The sequence below is a fragment of the Thermoleptolyngbya sp. PKUAC-SCTB121 genome (assembly GCF_016919485.1).
GTDB classification, from domain to species: Bacteria; Cyanobacteriota; Cyanobacteriia; order Elainellales; family Elainellaceae; genus Thermoleptolyngbya; species Thermoleptolyngbya sichuanensis.
In genome coordinates, this window is sequence record NZ_CP070366.1 from 4188476 (window position 1) to 4206347 (window position 17872).

Genomic DNA, 17872 nt, shown 5'->3' on the forward strand with positions numbered 1-17872 from the left:
AGGGGGGATCTCTGAGTGCTTAACATTACAGGCGATACCTTTTCAAACACCCTCTTAGCCGTTTGGCTCAATACCGTTCGGATCAATTTGCATCAATCATCAATTCATCAATCATCAATTCATCAATATCGAATCATCAATATCGAATGCGCGGATCGACCCAGGCGTTGAAGATATCGATCAGGATGGAGGCGATCGCCACAATCACTCCAAAAAACACCATAATTCCCTGCACGACGGGATAGTCCCGAAATTCGATCGCTTGGTAGAGCCGATTTGCCAGCCCCGGCCAGGAAAAGGTCACCTCCGTGAGGATTGCGCCGCCCAGCAGCGAGGCCACCATCAGCCCCAACACCGTGATCACAGGAATCATGGCATTTTTGAGCGCATGTGCTGTAACGATTCGCACTTCTGGCACACCCCGCGCCCGCGCCGCCTCGACATAATCCGACCGCAGCGTCTGCTTCAGGTTGACCCGCACGATCCGCTCAAACACGCCACTGAGCAAGATCCCCAGCGTCAGGCTGGGCAGCGTCAGATAATAAATCGTGGTGAAGAAGTGCCCCAGATTTCCCTCTAGCAAACTGTCGAACAGGTATAGCCCCGTGATGCGCGGCGGCGGGGTCGCTGCCAGTGGAAAGCGCGTGCCGATGGGAAACCAACGCAACTGCACTGCAAACAGCAATTGCAGCAGCATCCCAAACCAGTACATCGGCACCGCGTAGGTGAGGATGCCAAAGAGCCGCCCGCCCGCATCCAGCGGAGAGTTGGGGCGCGACGCGGCCAGCGCCCCAATGGCAATTCCCACCAGCGCCGAAACCACCATGCTGCATACGGTTAGCTCTACCGTGGCGGGAAAATGCTGCTGGATAATCTGCCAGACGGGTTGCCCCTGCGTGGTCAGCGAGGTGCCCAGATCCAGCCGCAGCAGACTCCCCAAATAGTTCACGTATTGCAGCCAGAGCGGGTCGTTTAGCCCCAGTCGGGTTCGCATGGCTTCTTTCACCTCGTCCGGTGCCCGTGCCCCCAGGATTGCGTCCACCGGGTCGCCGGGTGTGGCCCGCAGCAGCAGAAACACCAGCGTCGTGATGGTGAGCAGCATCAGCGGAGCCAGCAGCAGGCGCGAGAGGACGTAGGTGCGGAGGGCGGAGGAACGGGACATTCAGAATCGGGGGTTCGAGTTGGGCTGGGAATAATTGAGGCGGGATAGCGAGATATCTTTATATCAGCAAATCGTCATCGGGGTCTTCATCTGCAAAGGACGGTTCTGATTTTGCGGGTTCTAGATCCTCGGTCGTTTCGGCAGCGTTGGCGTGGGAAATAGCCGCTGCTTCGTTGGGTCGCTGCTCGATGGGGTCTGCCAGCGCTGGCGATAAATCAAGGCGCTCAATGGAGACAATTACCGCATTTTCCCCAGCATTTTCCGGTTCGGGGTCAAAATCGTCGCTGAAGTCGTCGTCGAACTCGTCCTGCCAGTTTTGGGCGATCGCCCCGGCCTCGTCTGTCCAGTTTTGCAAATCTGAGTCTTGCAGATTTGGCGCTGGCAAATCCGGCGCTGGCAGATCTGGCGCTGGAGAGCCTGACCCCGGCGAGTCTAGTGACGGCAGTTCCCAGTCAAACTCCCAGGCTGCGTCTTCGGGCTGAGCAGGCAGCGGCTGCACATCGAGCGATCGCGGCGCATCCAACAATTCCTCTATAGGCAATTCCTCCATAGGCAATTCCTCCACAGGCGCATCCAGACGCGACGAACCAGATTCAGGCTCCGTTGCCAACTCGAATAACCCATCGGCGGATTCAATCAAGTCCTGAATCTGAGGCTGGGGCTGATTCTCAGTCTGAGAGTTTTCAGGCTGTACATCAGTCCGCAAATCAGTCCGCAAATCAGTCCGCACGTCAGGCTGCACATTAGCCCGAACATCAGATAAATCTGATGGATCTGATAGACCTGAATCTGGTGAATCTGGCAGAGGTGCTAGAGAACTGGGCTGCATGGTTCGCGCATCAGGCTCCAGTTCAAACGTCTCTGGCTGCCGCTCAACCCGCACTTCGGGCGCAGCCGAGAAGGGAATAGGGGTATCAGTAGGGCTGCGATCGGCAGGCACGTTAACAGACATTTCGCCCGACATTTCCCCGGTCGCTAGCTCTACTAGCACCTCGTCCAGCGTAAACGAGTCCTCGGTCGCAGGCCGGAATGCGTCTGGAGAAGCCGAGTTTGTTGAGTCTGTTGAGTCTGTGGCCAGTTCTGCCCACGCTGCTGGCTCCGAGGTTTCGTCAGCAGCGACCTGTTCCAGAGTCCTCCCAAGTTCAGCATCGGATGCAGGATCGGATGCAGCGATGGCGGTCGATGGGATAGTCGATGGGGCAGTCAATGGGACGGTGGATGGGGCAGGAGCGAGGGGATCAGATACGGCTGGTGCTGCCTCCGACTTTGTAGGCGGGGCGGTCGATGAAACGGCTTGGTCTGGCGGCTCAGCCCCTTCGACGGATGGGGTCGGCGATTCCTCAGGCATAGTTGGTGTAACGCTGGGGGCAGCGGCCGCAGGGGTGGTTTTGGCTGGGGGGCGAGGTTGTCGAGTTCTGGCAGCGGCTGGGGTAGCGAGCGCAGGGGTATCGCTGGACGCATCAGCAGGCGCGGGCTGGGGTGGAACGGTTTTGGGGCTGGCTTTGGGGAGCGATCGCGCGGGTTTGCCCGCCAGCTTGGGTGATTTGCCGACACGACTCGTCACCTGACTCATCCAGCCCGATGCTTGCTGCGGCAAAGCCTTGAACTGGGTCTGGAGGCGGCCCGGCAGTTCCTCGGCTGCCAGTTTTAGCAAATCGCCCAAGTTGCGCGATGATCCGGGCAACCGCGTTTGCTGGTCGTAGGGTGTAAGCAGTCGCCGCGATTCGATCAACTGCCAGCCCATCCAGCCCAGCAGGGCGACGCTGGCCATCTGTCCCAGCAGCACGCCGCCCGTGATGCGACCCGCGCACACCCACAGCACCAGGGCATAGAACATGCCCACGCCGCTCCAGACAAAGTCGTTTTTGCGGTAGACCTCCGGCAGAAAAAACGCCGACATATACAGCCCAAAGCTGCCCAGGGCAACGACTAGCGCCAAAATGTGGGACATTGTTTCTGCCTCCCGTTTGAGGACTACTTCTATATTTTGCGTGAGATTGGAACCTGTGCGAGATTCGGGTTCTCTGGGCCGGAGCCACGCGCTTTTTGAACCGCCGGTCTTTCTGATTTCTGCCCAGCCTGGGTTCTCGCGCAACTCGGACGATTTCTTTGGGCTGATTTTTCGAGCTTAATTTTTCAGGCTCATTTTTAAGGCTTATTTTTCAAATGTGTGACTCAAATGACGCGCGATCGCCGTAAACTAATGTAAATTTCCGAATGAAGGGTGGAAAAAAGCCTGCCCGTCTGTATTATTTGTGGTGTGACGTTTGCTTACGATTTCTGGATTCGTCGGGTTTGAGTTTGAAGTTTGATATCAGCTTCTAGATTTTTGGCTCAAATCGTGCTTTAGGCATTACGCTGAGTAATCCAGAATTAAATAACTCTTCTGGGGTTTAAGTTCTCGAAACGTTTCGGTAGTTTCTAGGCGAAAGTAGGTCGCCTTGGCTTCTGAGTCCAGGTTTTGAGGGTTTGAGTAGCAAGAAGAGGCTGTGGTGAGGAGTGAAGGCGCAAACTGTGGATGCAAAGATTTCTCCAGGTCGGTCAATTTCAGTAACGGGGCGCACCTTGCTCCTGACGTTATCCGCGATTCTGGTCTGTCTGATGGCGGCGCTGGATGTTGCTGCGGGGCGATCGCCCTGGCAAGCGGCTAGTCTGACGTTGCCCTTTGCCCTGTCTGCGGCGGGGGTCGGAGCGTTGGGCTATGCGGCCGTGCCACAACTCCGCGCATGGAAAGCGGGCCAGGTGATTCGCGAGGATGGCCCCCAAGCGCACCTGAAGAAGGCAGGCACTCCGACGATGGGCGGCATTTTCGTTGTTCCTGTTGGCGTGGCGATCGCCCTGCTGCTCTCCGGGTTTCACCCGACCGTGGTAGCGGTTGCGGGGTTGACCCTTGCTTACGGATTTATTGGCTGGCTTGACGACTGGCAGATCCTCCGCCGCAAGTCGAATAAGGGTATTTCTCCCCGCACGAAGCTGGCGCTGCAACTCGGCTTTGGGGGGCTATTTTGCCTCTGGGCTTTTAGCCACTCGTTTCCAGGTATGACCACGGTGCTGCTGCCCTTTGGACTGGCGCTACCACTTGGGGCGCTGTTCTGGCTGGTGTCGTGGTTTGTGCTGGTGGCCGAGAGCAACGCCACCAATCTGACCGATGGGCTGGACGGGCTGGCGGGGGGCACAGGGGCGATCGCCCTGCTTGGTCTGGCGGCACTCGTTGCCCCGGCTCACCCTGAGCTAGCCGTTTTCTGTGCGGCGATGGGCGGCAGCTACCTGGGCTTTTTGGTACACAACCACAACCCCGCCCGTGTGTTCATGGGCGATACGGGTTCCCTGGCGCTGGGTGGAGCGCTGGCGGCTGCGGCGATTGTCAGCCAGTCGCTCTTTGGCCTACTAATTCTGAGCGGTATCTTCCTGGTCGAAACGTTGTCCGTCATTGCTCAGGTCGGCTATTACAAAGCCACTAAAGACGAGAACGGTATCGGCAAGCGTCTCTTCAAAATGGCTCCGCTGCATCATCATCTGGAACTGGCGGGCTGGTCAGAAACTCAGGTGGTTGGGCGATTCTATCTAATTGGCGTGCTGCTGGTTCTAGTTTGCTTGTCGCTGTTTCAGGGCTAAGGCTAGGGCTAAAGCTCTGGCGCTTCCTGTAAAGAATGGTAGCGAACGCAACAAAAAAAGCCTTGGATTTCCTATGATTGAAGTGGGGCAAGTTAAGGATAGTTTATATTTCCTTTTGATTTCCGCTCTATCCAGGTGACTCGCTCCTCGTTCACTCGTTGCTGAGGCCAGCGTATATGAATCTTTTTAAGGTCATTGGACAGGCAATTCAATTCCTTACCGAAGGAGCATCGGAGATTTTCAGCCCTGACCGAGACGAATATCCCAAAACGGGCGTGCAGCCCTACGAAGGTGATCCGCTGTCTGAGCGCGTAGAATCCACTAAATAGCCGCTAGATCATTCGCCGACTGTCATTTCTGAACGAATCCGGCTGGCTAATCAATCGGTTGACTAATCGAAAAATTCCTCCTCTATGCTGTTATTGGCTAAGGGGGGATTTTTGTAGGGACGCTGCTAGGATTGAAGCGCCACGAAGCGATCGCAGGCGATCGCCCCTCCCTGCATTTTGCTCTACCCCACAAGCCATCGCCCCTATGAATGCATCGACCCACGAAGCGACGAATGGATCAACCAATGCTCCTACCGACTGGTACATCGTCAAGCAGCCCGAAGGCCACTGCGATATCGTGGCTGCGGCTGATCTGAACCCCGAACTTGCCAGCCCGTCGCAGACCGCAGAAGATACCGAAATCCAGCAGTGGGGGCCGTTTGCGCCCCAAAGCGAGGCGATCGCCCGTCGGGTGGGGCTGATTCGCGCTGGAAAATGCCTGCCGCGCTAAAAATAGTCAGATCGAATGGATCGCTGGATCGAGTAGTTGAAATCGAGTAGTTGAAATAGTTTGGAGCGCAAAGCGTCGCACTAGGGCAGCGATTCGGCTCGGCGCTGCCGATGGGCCGCAATTTCCTGCCGCAGGGCCTCCAGTGCCCGCGCATATTGCGGATCAGCCAGCGTACCGATTTGATCCCGGTTTTGGCTGAGGGTTTCCCGCTGTTCGTCGGTCAACTCGACCAGCACGTTGGGTTCGATCCCCTGCTTGTTAATATCGCGCCCGCTTGGAGTCAGATATTTGGCAACCGTCACCGCCAGCCCAGAGCCATCGCCCAGCCCCCGCACCGACTGCACCAGCCCCTTGCCAAACGTCTGCGTTCCCACCAGCACCGCGCGACCATTGTCTTGCAGCGCACCCGACAAAATCTCGCTGGCGCTAGCCGAACCGCCATCCACCAGCACCACGAGCGGCTTATCTGTCAGAGCGCTGCCGTTGGCCCGCTCCTGTTCTGCAATGCCCTGGCGGTCTACGGTAGACACGATCACGCCTTCATTTAGCCACATGCGGGCAATGTCGATGCTGGCATAGAGCAGCCCGCCTGGATTGGAGCGCAGATCCAGCACGTAGCCCGTTGCCTGCTGCTGCTCTAGATCTTGAATTGCCTCTTTCATTTCTTCTGAGGCGTTGGCGCTGAACTGGTTGAGGCGGATATAGCCGACCTTGCCCAGCGAGGAGTCTTGCAGAGAGTACCTAACTGGATGTAGCTCGATCCGGGCCCGTTGCAGCTTGAACTCTAGCTCCTGATCGCCCCGACGAATGGTAAGCGTAACCTCGGTGCCGACCGGGCCACGAATCAAGGACACCGCCTGGTTCACATCCATGCCCTCAGTCGTCTGATCGTTGATTTTGGTAATGACATCTCTAGCCAGAATGCCAGCTTGAGACGCAGGCGTGTCTTCAATCGGCGCAACAACCACCAGTTCCTTGGTTTCTTCGTCTTGGGAAAGCTGGATGCCGACCCCCGTCAGTTCGCCCGACGTATCCACCTGCATATCCCGAAACTCCGCCGGGTTCATAAATCGCGTGTAGGGATCACCCAATAGCTCCAGCATTTCGCGGATAGCGGTGTAGGCTTCTTCGCGGCTTGTGTAGTTTCGCCCTAAATACTCCTGTCGGACGGACTGCCAATCCACCTGATTAAACGTGGCATCGACGTAGGTGCGATTGATCAGTTGCCAAACCTCGTCAACTAGCTCCTTTGGGCTTTCTTGAAAGAACGCTTGGCCTTTGGACAGGTGCATCCCCGCCCCGGTAACGGTCATTGCTGCGACAGCAAATGCCGTGCTGCCCAAAACGAGTCCGCGTTTTGTAATATCCATAGCGATAGGAGGAGAAGGTCACGACGAGGGTACGCCCAATCTAGCACAGGCATCTTGAGTCGGGCTGCTTAATCATTACAGAAGCACAGAAGCATTGGCAACAGAAGCATTAACGAGAAAATCCCTGTGTCAAAGTTCGCGTGTCAAAGTTCGCCCAATCAGAGTGAGGAACTGAGCAACACCGACGTTGGCTGGGATGTCCAGGGTGGAACGAGGGCGATCGCTCTCTAGACCCTACGGCTCAACCCAGCGTCCATCTGCCTTGATCAAGTTAATTAACTCCTGCACACCCTGATCTTCCGGAACGCGCTTAATTTCTTCACGTCCCCGATACAGCGAAATGTAGCCTGCCTGCTTGCCCACATAGCCATAGTCGGCATCAGCCATTTCGCCCGGTCCGTTGACGATGCACCCCATCACGGCGATATTCAACCCAGTCAAGTGGTTTGTAGCAGCGCGAACCTTGGCCAGCACCTCTTCCAGGTTGAACAAGGTGCGTCCACAAGACGGGCAGGCAACATACTCCACCATCGTCCGCCGCAGCCCCAGCGCCTGCAAGATGCCGTAGCAAACCGGAATCTCCTTCTCCGGGGCTTCCGTTAGCGAGACGCGGATTGTGTCGCCGATGCCCTCGGCCAGCAGCGTGCCGATGCCTGCGGTGGACTTGATGCGGCCGTATTCGCCGTCCCCGGCTTCCGTCACGCCTAGGTGCAGCGGATAGTCCATGCCTAGCTCGTCCATGCGCTTTACCATCAGGCGGTTGGCAGCAATCATCACGGGTACGCGAGAGGCTTTCAGCGATAGTTCAATGTTGTAGAAATCCAGCGATTCGCAAATGCGGATGAACTCTAGCGCCGACTCGACCATGCCTTCGGGCGTGTCGCCGTAGGTGAATAGCATCCGCTCTGCCAAAGAGCCGTGATTCACGCCAATCCGCATGGACTTGTTTTGGTCGCGCAGCTTGACAACCAGTGGCTCTAGGGTTTCGCGTATCTTTTCGCCAATTTCAGTAAATTCGGCGCTGGTGTATTCCGTGCGATCGCTCTTGGGCTTTTCAAACACATACAGCCCCGGATTGATCCGCACGTTGTCCACATAGTTTGCCACTTCTAGGGCAATTTTCATGCCGTTGTGATGCACATCGGCCACCAGTGGCACGGGCTTGTAGGACTTGTAGAGGCGATCGCGGATTTCCTCCATCGCCTTGGCGTGGGCCATGCTGGGCACGGTCACCCGCACAATTTCGCAGCCAATCTCGTGCAGCCGCCGAATTGCCGCAACGGAACCCTCAATATCCAGCGTGTCTTCGTTAATCATCGACTGCACCGCCACGGGATAGTCGCCGCCGATGGTGATGTCGCCCACCGGAACCGGGCGCGTTTTGCGACGCACAATGCCTACGTTGGCATCGGCAGGGGCAGACGGAGCAGTGGGCGCGTTGACAGGATTAGGAAGCGTTTGCATACCCTTGGGCCTGAGTAGAGATGGGCGATGAAATACGAGATGGGCGATAGAGTATCCGAAGAGCCAAAGCTGCGGCTACGAAACAGCATGAGAGCCACTTAGAGCGTTACTAATAGCCACTCAGAGCGTTACTAAATAATGCTCTACAACAAGGCTCTACGTTCCAGAGTGCCATAAACGGGGCACGTTTGGCGGTTATGGACAGGTTATGGAGGTCAGGGATTTGGTGTCAGGGGATGATCGGGGTCGAACCTAAAGCCTGACCCCCGATCCCTAGCGTCTAGTCAATCTGAATTGATGTGGGGCGGTTGGCGCTACTGCTGGCGCTGGGGGTTCCGGTTTTGCGGAAGTCGGCGTAGAGGCGATCGCGCCATTCAAAAAACGGCGCAAACGTGCCCACATCGGCAATGCCCGGAACGCCTTTGCCCTTGAGCGGTTGGGGAATATCCAGGTAGTCGCCATCGGGAAACTTGACGTACATCGTCAGCCCCGCCACAGCAAAATCTGCCAGGGTGGGATGGTCGGTGATCAGGTAGGGCTGATCGAGCAAGATAAAGCAGAGCGCCGCCAGATCCCGCTTCATGGATGCTTCGGCTGCTTTGATGGCATCCGGGGTCAGTCCCACGCCCAGTTCCAGCACGCTGAATAGCTCATTGGGCATAGAGCTAACGACTGTTTTTAGAAAATCAGGAATCGTATTCGGGAGAAACGACTGGCGGAAGCTCTGGTCTTTGCCCAGTGCGCCAATCATGCATTTGCGGGCATTTAGCCCAATGGATTCGTCGGCCCACTGCTCCATTAACAAACACAGCCCGCGCTGTTTGGGATCGGTGGGAATAATCGGGCGATCGGGATAGGTCTTTTCCAGATACTCGGCAATTTCGGTGGAGTCGGCAATAGCTGTGGAGCCGTCTTTCAGCACGGGCACTTGGCGCTGGCCGGACATCCGAAACAGGTCAAGCTGGCCGACACCAGGGGTCACTTCCACCTTGCGATAGGGCAAGCCCTTGTAGTCCAAAATTAGCCGAATCTTTTCGCAGTAGTGGGATAGCTCAAATTGATAAAGCTCTAGCATGGCCTGCGTCCTCGGTGAGTAGGGCGGAGAAATGGTTGATTGTGTGAATGGGGTGCGGCAGGGAACTGGGTTGTCGAGTGGTTCAGATTGCCCCTAGTCACCATACCCTGAGTCTGTCGGCTCTACAAAGCAAGTAGGCTGCAAATCATCGGCAAATAATCGGCCATCTTGCAAATGAGCGTCCCTGAAGGATTCGCGTATGATGGCTAGTGTCTCCTGCAAATTTTCTCTGCAAATTTCTTTGCTGTATGACTGGAACCGCGATTGGTAGCTACGCGCCCGACTTTGAACTGCCCGGTGTAGATGGCGAGGTGCATCATCTCGCTCGGTATCTTGAATCCCATCGGGCGGTTTGCGTGGTTTTTATGTGCAACCACTGCCCCTATGTGCGGCTGTATATTGATCGCCTCAAGCAAATTCAGGACGACTTTCAGGGGCAGGGCGTGACGTTGATCGGCATCAATCCCAACGACGACACGCGCTATCCTGACGATAGTTTCGACAAGATGAAGTCCTTTGCCATCGAGCAGGCGATCAACTTTCCCTACCTGCGCGACGTGACGCAAGAGGTGGCGGAAGCCTTTGGCGCAGAGCGCACACCGGAGATTTACCTGCTGGATAGCGAAGGGATTCTTCGGTATAACGGGGCGATCGACGATAGCCCGCAGAATCCCGACGGGGTGCAGAAGGCCTATTTGAGGGAGGCGATCGCCAGCATTCTCTCCGGCACTGCGATCGCCGACACCCACACGCACACCATCGGTTGCTCTGTAAAATGGCGACAGCCGACAGAAGGATAGCGAGAACGTCCCGTGTCGGCCGTGGCCGATCGTTTGCCTTAGCCAATCATTATTTAGCCGAGCATTATTAGGAAATTAGGAACCGCGCTACAGCAATGCCTGAATATCAGCCTCCAGATCTTCTGGTTTGGTGGTGGGCGGGTAGCGCTTCACGACGTTGCCCTGGCGATCGACCAGGAACTTGGTGAAATTCCACTTAATCGCCTCCGTGCCAAAGATACCGGGGGCAGATTTCGTCAGGTATTGAAACAGAGGATGGGCGTTGCTGCCGTTCACGTCTACTTTTTGGAATAGCGGGAACGACACCCCAAACCGGGTTTCGCAAAATGCCTGGATTTGATCTGCTGTCCCCGGTTCCTGCTGTCCAAACTGATTGCACGGGAAGCCCAGTACCACCAGGCCCTGATCGGCGTATTTGCTGTAGAGGGACTGAAGCCCCTGATATTGGGGCGTAAAGCCGCACTGGCTGGCCGTGTTCACAATCAACAGCACCTTGTCTTTGAACGCATCGAGCGATACGGGCTTGCCGTCGATGCTGGTGGCTGAAAAGTCGTAGATAGAGGCAGAAGCGGCAGTCATAGTATTAACCCAGGATTAATCTGAAGACTCTGAAACATTACTTAACAATTTTAGCGAAATCCCTGGGGTCGAATGCAGGGTTTGCGGCCTTCGCGATACCCTTTTGCGATGCCCTTTTGCGATGCCCTTTTGCGATGTTCTTTTGCGATGCCCATCTGTCTGCTAGAGCCAGTGGCAAACCGGCCGCTTGGCGCTGACGGATTTTTCCGGTCTACTGCTATCTTGGGTTGGAAACAATTTTAAAGTTCTAGAGAATTGTCACGACCTATGGGGAATACGTATCGGCGGGTTTTGCTAAAGCTCAGCGGCGAGGCACTGATGGGCGATCTCTCCTATGGGATTGACCCGGCAGTGGTAGATGCGATTTGTGCAGAGATTAAAGATGTGGTGAATACGGGCGTAGAAGTTGCGGTTGTGGTGGGCGGCGGCAATATTTTTCGCGGCATCAAGGGCGCAGCGGCTGGGATGGATCGGGCAACGGCGGATTACATCGGCATGATTGCCACCGTGATGAACGCGATGACACTGCAAGACTCGCTGGAGCGAAAGGGCGTGCAAACTCGCGTGCTGACGGCGATCGAGATGCAGGAAGTGGCAGAGCCGTATATTCGTCGCCGCGCCATTCGCCATTTGGAAAAGGGGCGAGTGGTAATTTTTGGTGCGGGGTCTGGTAATCCTTTCTTTACGACGGACACGACGGCGGCGCTGCGGGCAGCAGAAATTAGCGCAGAGGTCGTGTTCAAGGCGACAAAAGTAGATGGCATTTACGACGCTGACCCGAAGGTGAATCCCGATGCCCGCAGGTTCCAAACGCTGACCTACAGCTATGCGCTGGAAAAAGACCTGCGGGTGATGGATGGAACGGCGATCGCCCTGTGCAAAGATAACAATATCCCTATCATGGTGTTTAACCTGGCGGTTGAAGGCAACATTCGCCGCGCCTTGATGGGTGAACCCATTGGCACACTTGTTGGAGGCTCTTGTGGAATTAGCTGAAATTGAAGGCAATATGCAGAAGACCATTGAGGCCACTCAGCGGTCGTTTAACACCATCCGCACAGGACGGGCAAATGCGAGCATTCTCGACAAGGTGCAGGTGGAATACTACGGTACGCCTACACCGCTGAAGTCTCTGGCCAACATCAGCACGCCCGATGCCAGCACCATCTTGATCCAGCCCTATGACCGGAACACGCTGAACCTGATCGAAAAGGCGATTCAGATGTCTGATGTGGGGCTAACGCCGAATAACGATGGTTCCGTGGTGCGGCTGAATATTCCGCCCCTGACGAGCGATCGCCGCAAAGAATTGGTAAAAATCGCCGCCAAATACGCCGAAGAAGGCAAAGTTGCCCTCCGCAACATCCGCCGCGATGCTGTAGACAGCGTTCGCAAGCAAGAAAAAGACGGCGACCTGCCCAAAGACACTGCGCTGGATTTGCAAGACAGCATCCAAAAGCTGACCGATAAGTACGTGGCCAAAATCGACGCGCTGCTCAAAGAAAAGGAAACCGATATCACGACGGTCTAGCGTTAGATTTACGCTAGATTTGCGTCAAATTTGCCTCCGGCTTGCATCAGGGTTCTGAGCGGTGCATCGAGGTTGGGTCGAGCTTTTGGCATCGCGCTCAGCCGTGATCTAGGTTTGATCTGCGTTTGATCCTTTAGTTTGTGACCCGCGTTCAGGAGTGACCTGTTCATGTATGACTGCATCATCGTGGGCGCTGGGCCTGCGGGCGCAAGTGCTGCCTATCACCTGGCAAAGCGCGATCGCTCGGTGCTGCTTTTAGAAAAGGAATCCCTGCCCCGCTACAAACCCTGCGGCGGCGGCGTATCGCCCCAAGTGGCCGAATGGTTTGATTTTGACTTTGGCCCGGCGATCTCGCTCAAGGTCAACACCCTCCGCTACACCTGGAACATGGACGATCCGGTGGTGGCTCAGCTTGAAAACCTAGAGCCGATTTGGATGGTGCGGCGCGACGTGTTCGACCATTTCCTGGTCAAAAAAGCGCAAGAACAGGGCGCAATGCTCAAAGACCGTACCGCCGTATCGGGTATTGAATGGCGAGGCAACGGCTGGCGGGTCAACACCGCTCAGGGCCCGTTTCTAGGAACCTATCTAATCGCCGCTGACGGAGCAAAGGGCTTCATGGCAAAGTGGCTGGGATTTGGCGATCGCAAGCGGAAGTTGGGCGGTGCGCTGGAGGCGGAGGCCCGTCAGCCCATTGCCGATGCCCAGACCATCCACTTCGAGTTTGGCATGGTCAAAAACGGCTATATCTGGAACTTTCCCAAGGCAGACGGCTATTCCATTGGCATTGGCACCTTTCGCGGTGGCGAAGCGCAAGACTTCAAGCGCATCCTAACGGAATATTCCAAGCTGTTTAACGTCGATTTTGCAACCACCGAGCAGCACGGGCATCCCCTATGCCTGTGGGATGGCGACCAGACCTTGCATACTCAAAATGCGCTGCTGGTCGGCGAAGCCGCCTGCGTGGTTGATCCCATGACAGCCGAAGGGATTCGCCCTTCGATCTTTACGGGCGTGAAGGCGGCGGAGGCAATTCATGCAGCGCTGAGCGGCGACTTGGACGCGCTCGAAGGATATACCCACACCATTCAGCAAGAGTGGGGCCAGGAAATGATCTGGGCAAAACGGCTGGCCAATGCTTTCTACGCGGCTCCCAGCCTGGGCTATCGGCTGGGGATCAAGCGTCCCTCTGCCACGGAGCGGATGGGGCAAATTCTCTGCGGCAAGCTAGGCTATCGCGATGTGGCCAACCGCGCTATTCAACGCCTCAGTGCCGGGTTGATCCCAGGAATGTAGAGCCGACTCGACGGGCAGAATTCTCCACTGCAAAATTCTCCACTGAGAAATGCTCAATCTCAACTAGAGATTGCTCAGCCGTGCCCTGCTAGCGAGACGGAATTTTGACCGTAAAGCTCGTCCAGCCGTCGGCGCTGTCGGCGCTGATCGTGCCGCTCAGTTGCTCCACCAGCTTTTGCACCAGCGCCAGCCCCAGCCCGGTGCCGCCGTGCTTGTAGCGATCGACTTGCAAGACGCGATAGAACTTTTCAAAGATATGGGGCAGGTCGGCATTGGGAATTTCGGCCTGATTCTGGAGTCGGAAAATGGTGTAGGCTGTGAACCCGTTCTCCTCGGTGGGCGGCTGGAGCGATACGTCTAGCGCAATGCTCAGCCCCTTGGGCGTATACTTGCAGGCGTTGTTCAGTAGCTCTGCCAGAATGCGCCGCAGGATGGTCGGGTCGGTCACCAGCGGCGGCAAATCTTCAGCGCAGGAGACTTCGAGGGTTTGCTGGGAGTTGGCGATGCGGGTGCGGAAAGGTTCCACCAGGGCGGGCAGCCAGTTGGGCGGGTCGATGCGCTCGACGGTGATGGGAAAGACGGATTCTTCTAGTCGCTGCAAGTCCAGCAGGTCGTTGATGAGTTCTTCCTCTCGCGCCAGTTCGCTTTCCAGGATGCTGAGATACTGTTTTTGCTTTTCTTCGCTGGGGGCGGTTTTCAGCATGTGGATCGCCATTTTGACGTTGGCGATGGGGGTGCGTAGCTCATGGGAGACGGTGCTGAGGAACTGATCTTTGAGCTGGTTGAGCCGCTCCAGTTCCGTGACCTGGGCCTGGGCTGCCTGATAGAGCCGGGCCTGGCGAATGGCGATCGCACACTGGTTGGCCACCTGCTGCACCATGCGAATCTCGAACTCGTTAAACACGTACTCTTTGCGGTGAATCAGCCAGAGGTCGCCTAGCACGGCCTGCTCCATACCCTCGGACGAGTTGGCATCGACAAAAATGGGGCAGGCCAGCATGGACACCCGTCCCCGCTGGGGGTTGGGATAGAGCGAGCAAAACTGGAAATACAGCCCCTGCTTGAGCTGGTGGTAGATATCCGGCGAGTCGTCCATCTGGGCCACACGGCCGTAGAAGGTGGGAATCGAGTGGGTATATTCGTAGCGGATGGTGGACGTGCCTTCCTCTAGGTCGTACAGCGCCGAGTTGCAGCCCGCCAGCCCCAGCACCAGCGTTAGCTCCTGCACAGCCGCCTGCAAGATCTGGCTTTCGTCGAGGCTGTCGCGCACCTTGTCGGTAATGCGCTTGAGCATGGATTCGTATTTCAGCACGCGCTCCATCTGCTCGGCGCGGCGCACGATTTGCTGCTCTAGGTCGGCATTCAACTGCTGCGCCTGTTGATAGAGGCGCGACTGTTGGAGGGCGATCGCCACCTGTTCGCTGAGATAGCGCAGCAAATCCACCTCGTGGGGCTGCCAGTGGCGGATACCAGAACATTGATGCACCGACAGTAGCCCCAAAAGCTGGTCATCCCGCAGGATCGGCGCGACCAACACCGCCCGCGTCTGCTGTTGCCGGAAGAGTTCTAGCAGTTCCGGCGAATAGTCGCCTGTTTCGATGTCATCCACAATCCGGTAGTGGCCCTGGCGAAAGTAGGCAATTCGCTGTTCGGCGATCGCCTGACTAACCCGCTCTCCCAGCAGCGATGGCCACGGGGCAACCACCGACTCTGCCACAATCACCGACCCGGCATCATCTTCAAAGCTGTGAATCACCACCCGGTCTGCCTGGAGCGCTTGCTGCACCTCGATCACCGTGCTGTTCAAAATTTCGCCCGGATCAAGCGACTGACGAATTCGCTGGGTGATGCTGGCAACCGAGTGCGATTGGGCTGACTGCTGCTGAATTTGCTCAACCTGATGATCGTAGCTATCTAGCACTCGCGATAAATTGGCACGAATCTGCAACAGCGCATCGGTCAGTCCCGCATCCTGAGAGGTGGCTGGCGCAGGAGACTGAGCAGATGACCTGGTGGATTTATCGGAGCTAGATCCGGTACGAGGAGATTTGGGATTAGAAGATCGGTCGCCAGCAGACTTCGCATTGGATGAATCATGGGATGGATCACGGGAGGGGCGATCGTCCCGATCCTCCTGCCGATCCTCCCCCTCAATAACGCGCTCTAGCGACAGTCGCGACAGCAATTGCTCAACCTGATCCAGCGCCGCCTCCAACTCTGTGTATCCTTGGGGATGCTTGTTGGCTGGGCGTGCTGAAACCGAAGGCTGCGAATTCTGAGGCAAATTCCCTTGACTCACTACACGGACTCTCCTCAGCACATAACATCGTTGCAGCCGATCGTCCAGCGAAGCAAATATGCCCAAAATCTGGAAACCCTACCGTAGTACCCAACACTCATCAGACTTCGGTAATTACGCAGGTGAGTTGACACGGGAGCACCGCGATCCCAAATCGAGCAGTGTTCAGATGGCTTGCGTGGCAAAGTGCCTGTGAATCTCAAGCTAGCATCCCTCAGATAGGGCGCTCCCAGACAGTTTCGTAATGCTCGATACAGAGTTTTCATCGGAACCCCGAAGCCGACACTCAGTTTGCCAAGAACACACGAATATCATGGTCTGGGTTAGCATCCACAAGAATAGCAGTTTTTTTGGAGGGACGCTTTTAGGGAATTGGGGTGCAGGAATAAGGCTGGGAATAAGGCTCAATCAACCCCGGCACTCCGTTACCTTGCTGCTCCTATCACCTGTGTCACCGCTGTCAACTGTGTCACCGCTGTCACCTGTGTCACCGCTGTCAACTGTGTCACCGCTGTCACCTCACCCCGTCACTCCGTTATCTCCGTTATCTTATGTATACCCCGTTCCTCTACGATCGCACTCGTCCTGTCGGCAGCTTTTGGGAAACTACAGTAGACCCGGTGGAAGGGGTGGCGCTGGCGGGCGATCGCACTTGCGACGTGGCGATTATCGGCGGCGGCATCACGGGACTCTCGGCGGCGCTGCACCTGGCGCGGGCGGGCGTGGAGGCGTGCGTGCTGGAGGCGGGAATACCAGCCTGGGGCGCGTCGGGGCGGAATGGCGGCTTTTGCTGTGTTGGGGCAACCTGGCTCGACCCGGAAGCCCTGCTGAACCAGTTTGGGCACGAGGAAGTGGGGCGATTTTTTCGGCAGCAGCGCGAGGGCACAGAGCTAGTGTGCCAGATTGCCCAGGAGGAAGGCATTGACCTAGACGCGCAGGGGGACGGCGAGATCGAAGTGGCCCATCGCCCCAACCGATGGCGATCGCTCGAAGCGGCCTACGAATTTTTTAGCGACATTGCGGGCTATCCCTGCCAGCTCTGGTCGCCCAAGGAACTGACCGAACGGGCCTACCATAGCCCCGAAGCACATGGGGCGCTGCATGTCGGCGTGGGCTTTGGGCTGAACCCGATGAAATATAGCCGGGGACTGGCGATCGCCCTCCAGCGGCAACCCGTTGCAGTCTACGCCCATAGCCCCGTTCAGCGCTGGGAAACAGACGGGCGTGGACATCGGCTGCACACGCCAGGGGGAACCCTGCGGGCCCAGCGAGTTATTATCGCGACCAACGGCTACACCGAAGACCCCCTCCACCCGGCCATGTCTGGCCGCCTGCTGCCCGTCGTTTCCAATATCATTACCACGCGCCCCCTCACCGCCGCCGAACTCGCTGCTCAGGGCTGGAAAACCGAAACCCCCATCTACGACACGCGCAATCTGCTGTTTTACTTTCGCCTGCTGAAAGATGGGCGCTTTCTGTTGGGGACGCGGGGCGGCACACGGGGCACCCCGCAAGAAGCCGACCGCTATCGTCAGTGGATGGGGCGACGGCTGGGCACGATGTTCCCCGCCTGGCGCGACGTGGAAATTTCCCACTACTGGAGCGGGCTGCTCTGCGGCTCTAGGGCGCTCGTGCCCCATGTCGGGCAGCTTGCCGATGATCCCACGCTCTTCTATGCGCTGGCCTATCACGGCAACGGCGTGGCCACCGCCACCTGGAGCGGCCGGGCGATCGCCCATCTGCTAATCGGCAAGATTTCAGAAACCGATCTGGCAACCCCCTTCCGCCAGCCTCTCCGCCGCTTCCCGCTGCCCTACCTGCGCCCGTGGTATCTGCGGGGGATGTTTAGTCTATATAGCTTGCAGGATGCCTGGTAAGCGGGCGGGAAATGCTGGTAAGCG

At 56.9% G+C, this 17872-nt stretch carries 15 protein-coding genes; 8 read left to right on the forward strand and 7 right to left on the reverse strand.

Annotated elements, in window-relative coordinates; all coding sequences use genetic code 11:
• Window positions 1-136: 136 nt before the first annotated feature.
• Window positions 137-1162 carry an ABC transporter permease gene (locus tag JTM80_RS17150; protein WP_172358121.1) on the reverse strand — a complete coding sequence of 342 codons (1026 nt, stop codon included), beginning with the start codon at window positions 1160-1162 and terminating at the stop codon, window positions 137-139.
• 58 nt (window positions 1163-1220) lie between these two features.
• Window positions 1221-3113, reverse strand: a complete 1893-nt coding sequence (locus JTM80_RS17155) for a Ycf66 family protein (RefSeq protein ID WP_205369917.1) — start codon at window positions 3111-3113, stop codon at window positions 1221-1223.
• A gap of 563 nt (window positions 3114-3676) precedes the next feature.
• On the opposite strand from JTM80_RS17155, the gene mraY reads away from it, so the two are divergent.
• From mraY to JTM80_RS17170, 3 genes are all read left to right on the forward strand, one after another.
• The gene (gene mraY / locus JTM80_RS17160; RefSeq protein ID WP_172359059.1) at window positions 3677-4777 is read left to right on the forward strand and encodes a phospho-N-acetylmuramoyl-pentapeptide-transferase; all 1101 of its coding nucleotides are present in this window, start codon (window positions 3677-3679) and stop codon (window positions 4775-4777) included.
• Window positions 4778-4953: 176 nt separating this feature from the next.
• Window positions 4954-5106, forward strand: a complete 153-nt coding sequence (locus tag JTM80_RS17165; protein ID WP_068509430.1) for an isochorismate synthase — start codon at window positions 4954-4956, stop codon at window positions 5104-5106.
• Window positions 5107-5311: 205 nt separating this feature from the next.
• Window positions 5312-5557, forward strand: a complete 246-nt coding sequence (locus tag JTM80_RS17170) for a DDE transposase family protein (RefSeq protein WP_172358122.1) — start codon at window positions 5312-5314, stop codon at window positions 5555-5557.
• Between the two features lie 80 nt (window positions 5558-5637).
• On the opposite strand, the gene ctpC is transcribed toward JTM80_RS17170, so the two are convergent.
• The 3 genes from ctpC to JTM80_RS17185 form a co-directional block, all read right to left on the reverse strand.
• Window positions 5638-6927, reverse strand: coding sequence for a carboxyl-terminal processing protease CtpC (gene ctpC, locus JTM80_RS17175; protein WP_205369919.1), 1290 nt, complete (start codon window positions 6925-6927; stop codon window positions 5638-5640).
• Between the two features lie 234 nt (window positions 6928-7161).
• Window positions 7162-8391, reverse strand: coding sequence for a (E)-4-hydroxy-3-methylbut-2-enyl-diphosphate synthase (gene ispG, locus JTM80_RS17180; RefSeq protein ID WP_205369922.1), 1230 nt, complete (start codon window positions 8389-8391; stop codon window positions 7162-7164).
• 280 nt (window positions 8392-8671) lie between these two features.
• Window positions 8672-9466, reverse strand: coding sequence for a glutathione S-transferase family protein (locus JTM80_RS17185; RefSeq protein WP_205369924.1), 795 nt, complete (start codon window positions 9464-9466; stop codon window positions 8672-8674).
• Window positions 9467-9714: 248 nt separating this feature from the next.
• Between JTM80_RS17185 and JTM80_RS17190 the strand changes: the two genes are divergently transcribed.
• Entirely contained in the window at window positions 9715-10266 is a 552-nt protein-coding gene (locus JTM80_RS17190) for a thioredoxin family protein (protein ID WP_172358125.1), read from the forward strand.
• 87 nt (window positions 10267-10353) lie between these two features.
• Here JTM80_RS17190 and JTM80_RS17195 read toward each other — a convergent pair whose 3' ends face one another.
• Window positions 10354-10845, reverse strand: a complete 492-nt coding sequence (locus tag JTM80_RS17195; protein WP_205369926.1) for a glutathione peroxidase — start codon at window positions 10843-10845, stop codon at window positions 10354-10356.
• Window positions 10846-11112: 267 nt separating this feature from the next.
• Between JTM80_RS17195 and pyrH the strand changes: the two genes are divergently transcribed.
• From pyrH to JTM80_RS17210, 3 genes are all read left to right on the forward strand, one after another.
• Window positions 11113-11841 (forward strand): UMP kinase, encoded by a 729-nt coding sequence (gene pyrH, locus JTM80_RS17200; protein ID WP_172359061.1) that lies wholly within the window; start codon window positions 11113-11115, stop codon window positions 11839-11841.
• Entirely contained in the window at window positions 11828-12376 is a 549-nt protein-coding gene (frr, locus tag JTM80_RS17205; protein ID WP_172358127.1) for a ribosome recycling factor, read from the forward strand. Before pyrH ends, frr begins: the two co-directional genes overlap by 14 nt.
• Window positions 12377-12544: 168 nt before the next feature.
• Window positions 12545-13672 (forward strand): geranylgeranyl reductase family protein, encoded by a 1128-nt coding sequence (locus JTM80_RS17210; RefSeq protein WP_205369928.1) that lies wholly within the window; start codon window positions 12545-12547, stop codon window positions 13670-13672.
• A gap of 88 nt (window positions 13673-13760) precedes the next feature.
• Here the strand turns inward: JTM80_RS17210 and JTM80_RS17215 are convergent, their stop codons facing one another.
• Complete coding sequence (locus tag JTM80_RS17215) at window positions 13761-15956, reverse strand: GAF domain-containing sensor histidine kinase (RefSeq protein WP_205369929.1); 2196 nt, start codon at window positions 15954-15956, stop codon at window positions 13761-13763.
• Between the two features lie 566 nt (window positions 15957-16522).
• Between JTM80_RS17215 and JTM80_RS17220 the strand changes: the two genes are divergently transcribed.
• Complete coding sequence (locus JTM80_RS17220) at window positions 16523-17848, forward strand: FAD-binding oxidoreductase (protein WP_205369930.1); 1326 nt, start codon at window positions 16523-16525, stop codon at window positions 17846-17848.
• Window positions 17849-17872: the final 24 nt, after the last annotated feature.

Coding starts and splice junctions, on each gene's coding strand:
- JTM80_RS17150 (WP_172358121.1), bottom strand. CDS start 1,162: ATGTCCCGTTCCTCCGCCCTCCGCACCTACGTCCTCTCGCGCCTGCTG.
- JTM80_RS17155 (WP_205369917.1), bottom strand. CDS start 3,113: ATGTCCCACATTTTGGCGCTAGTCGTTGCCCTGGGCAGCTTTGGGCTG.
- JTM80_RS17165 (WP_068509430.1), top strand. CDS start 4,954: ATGAATCTTTTTAAGGTCATTGGACAGGCAATTCAATTCCTTACCGAA.
- JTM80_RS17170 (WP_172358122.1), top strand. CDS start 5,312: ATGAATGCATCGACCCACGAAGCGACGAATGGATCAACCAATGCTCCT.
- ctpC (WP_205369919.1), bottom strand. CDS start 6,927: ATGGATATTACAAAACGCGGACTCGTTTTGGGCAGCACGGCATTTGCT.
- ispG (WP_205369922.1), bottom strand. CDS start 8,391: ATGCAAACGCTTCCTAATCCTGTCAACGCGCCCACTGCTCCGTCTGCC.
- JTM80_RS17185 (WP_205369924.1), bottom strand. CDS start 9,466: ATGCTAGAGCTTTATCAATTTGAGCTATCCCACTACTGCGAAAAGATT.
- JTM80_RS17190 (WP_172358125.1), top strand. CDS start 9,715: ATGACTGGAACCGCGATTGGTAGCTACGCGCCCGACTTTGAACTGCCC.
- JTM80_RS17195 (WP_205369926.1), bottom strand. CDS start 10,845: ATGACTGCCGCTTCTGCCTCTATCTACGACTTTTCAGCCACCAGCATC.
- pyrH (WP_172359061.1), top strand. CDS start 11,113: ATGGGGAATACGTATCGGCGGGTTTTGCTAAAGCTCAGCGGCGAGGCA.
- JTM80_RS17210 (WP_205369928.1), top strand. CDS start 12,545: ATGTATGACTGCATCATCGTGGGCGCTGGGCCTGCGGGCGCAAGTGCT.
- JTM80_RS17220 (WP_205369930.1), top strand. CDS start 16,523: ATGTATACCCCGTTCCTCTACGATCGCACTCGTCCTGTCGGCAGCTTT.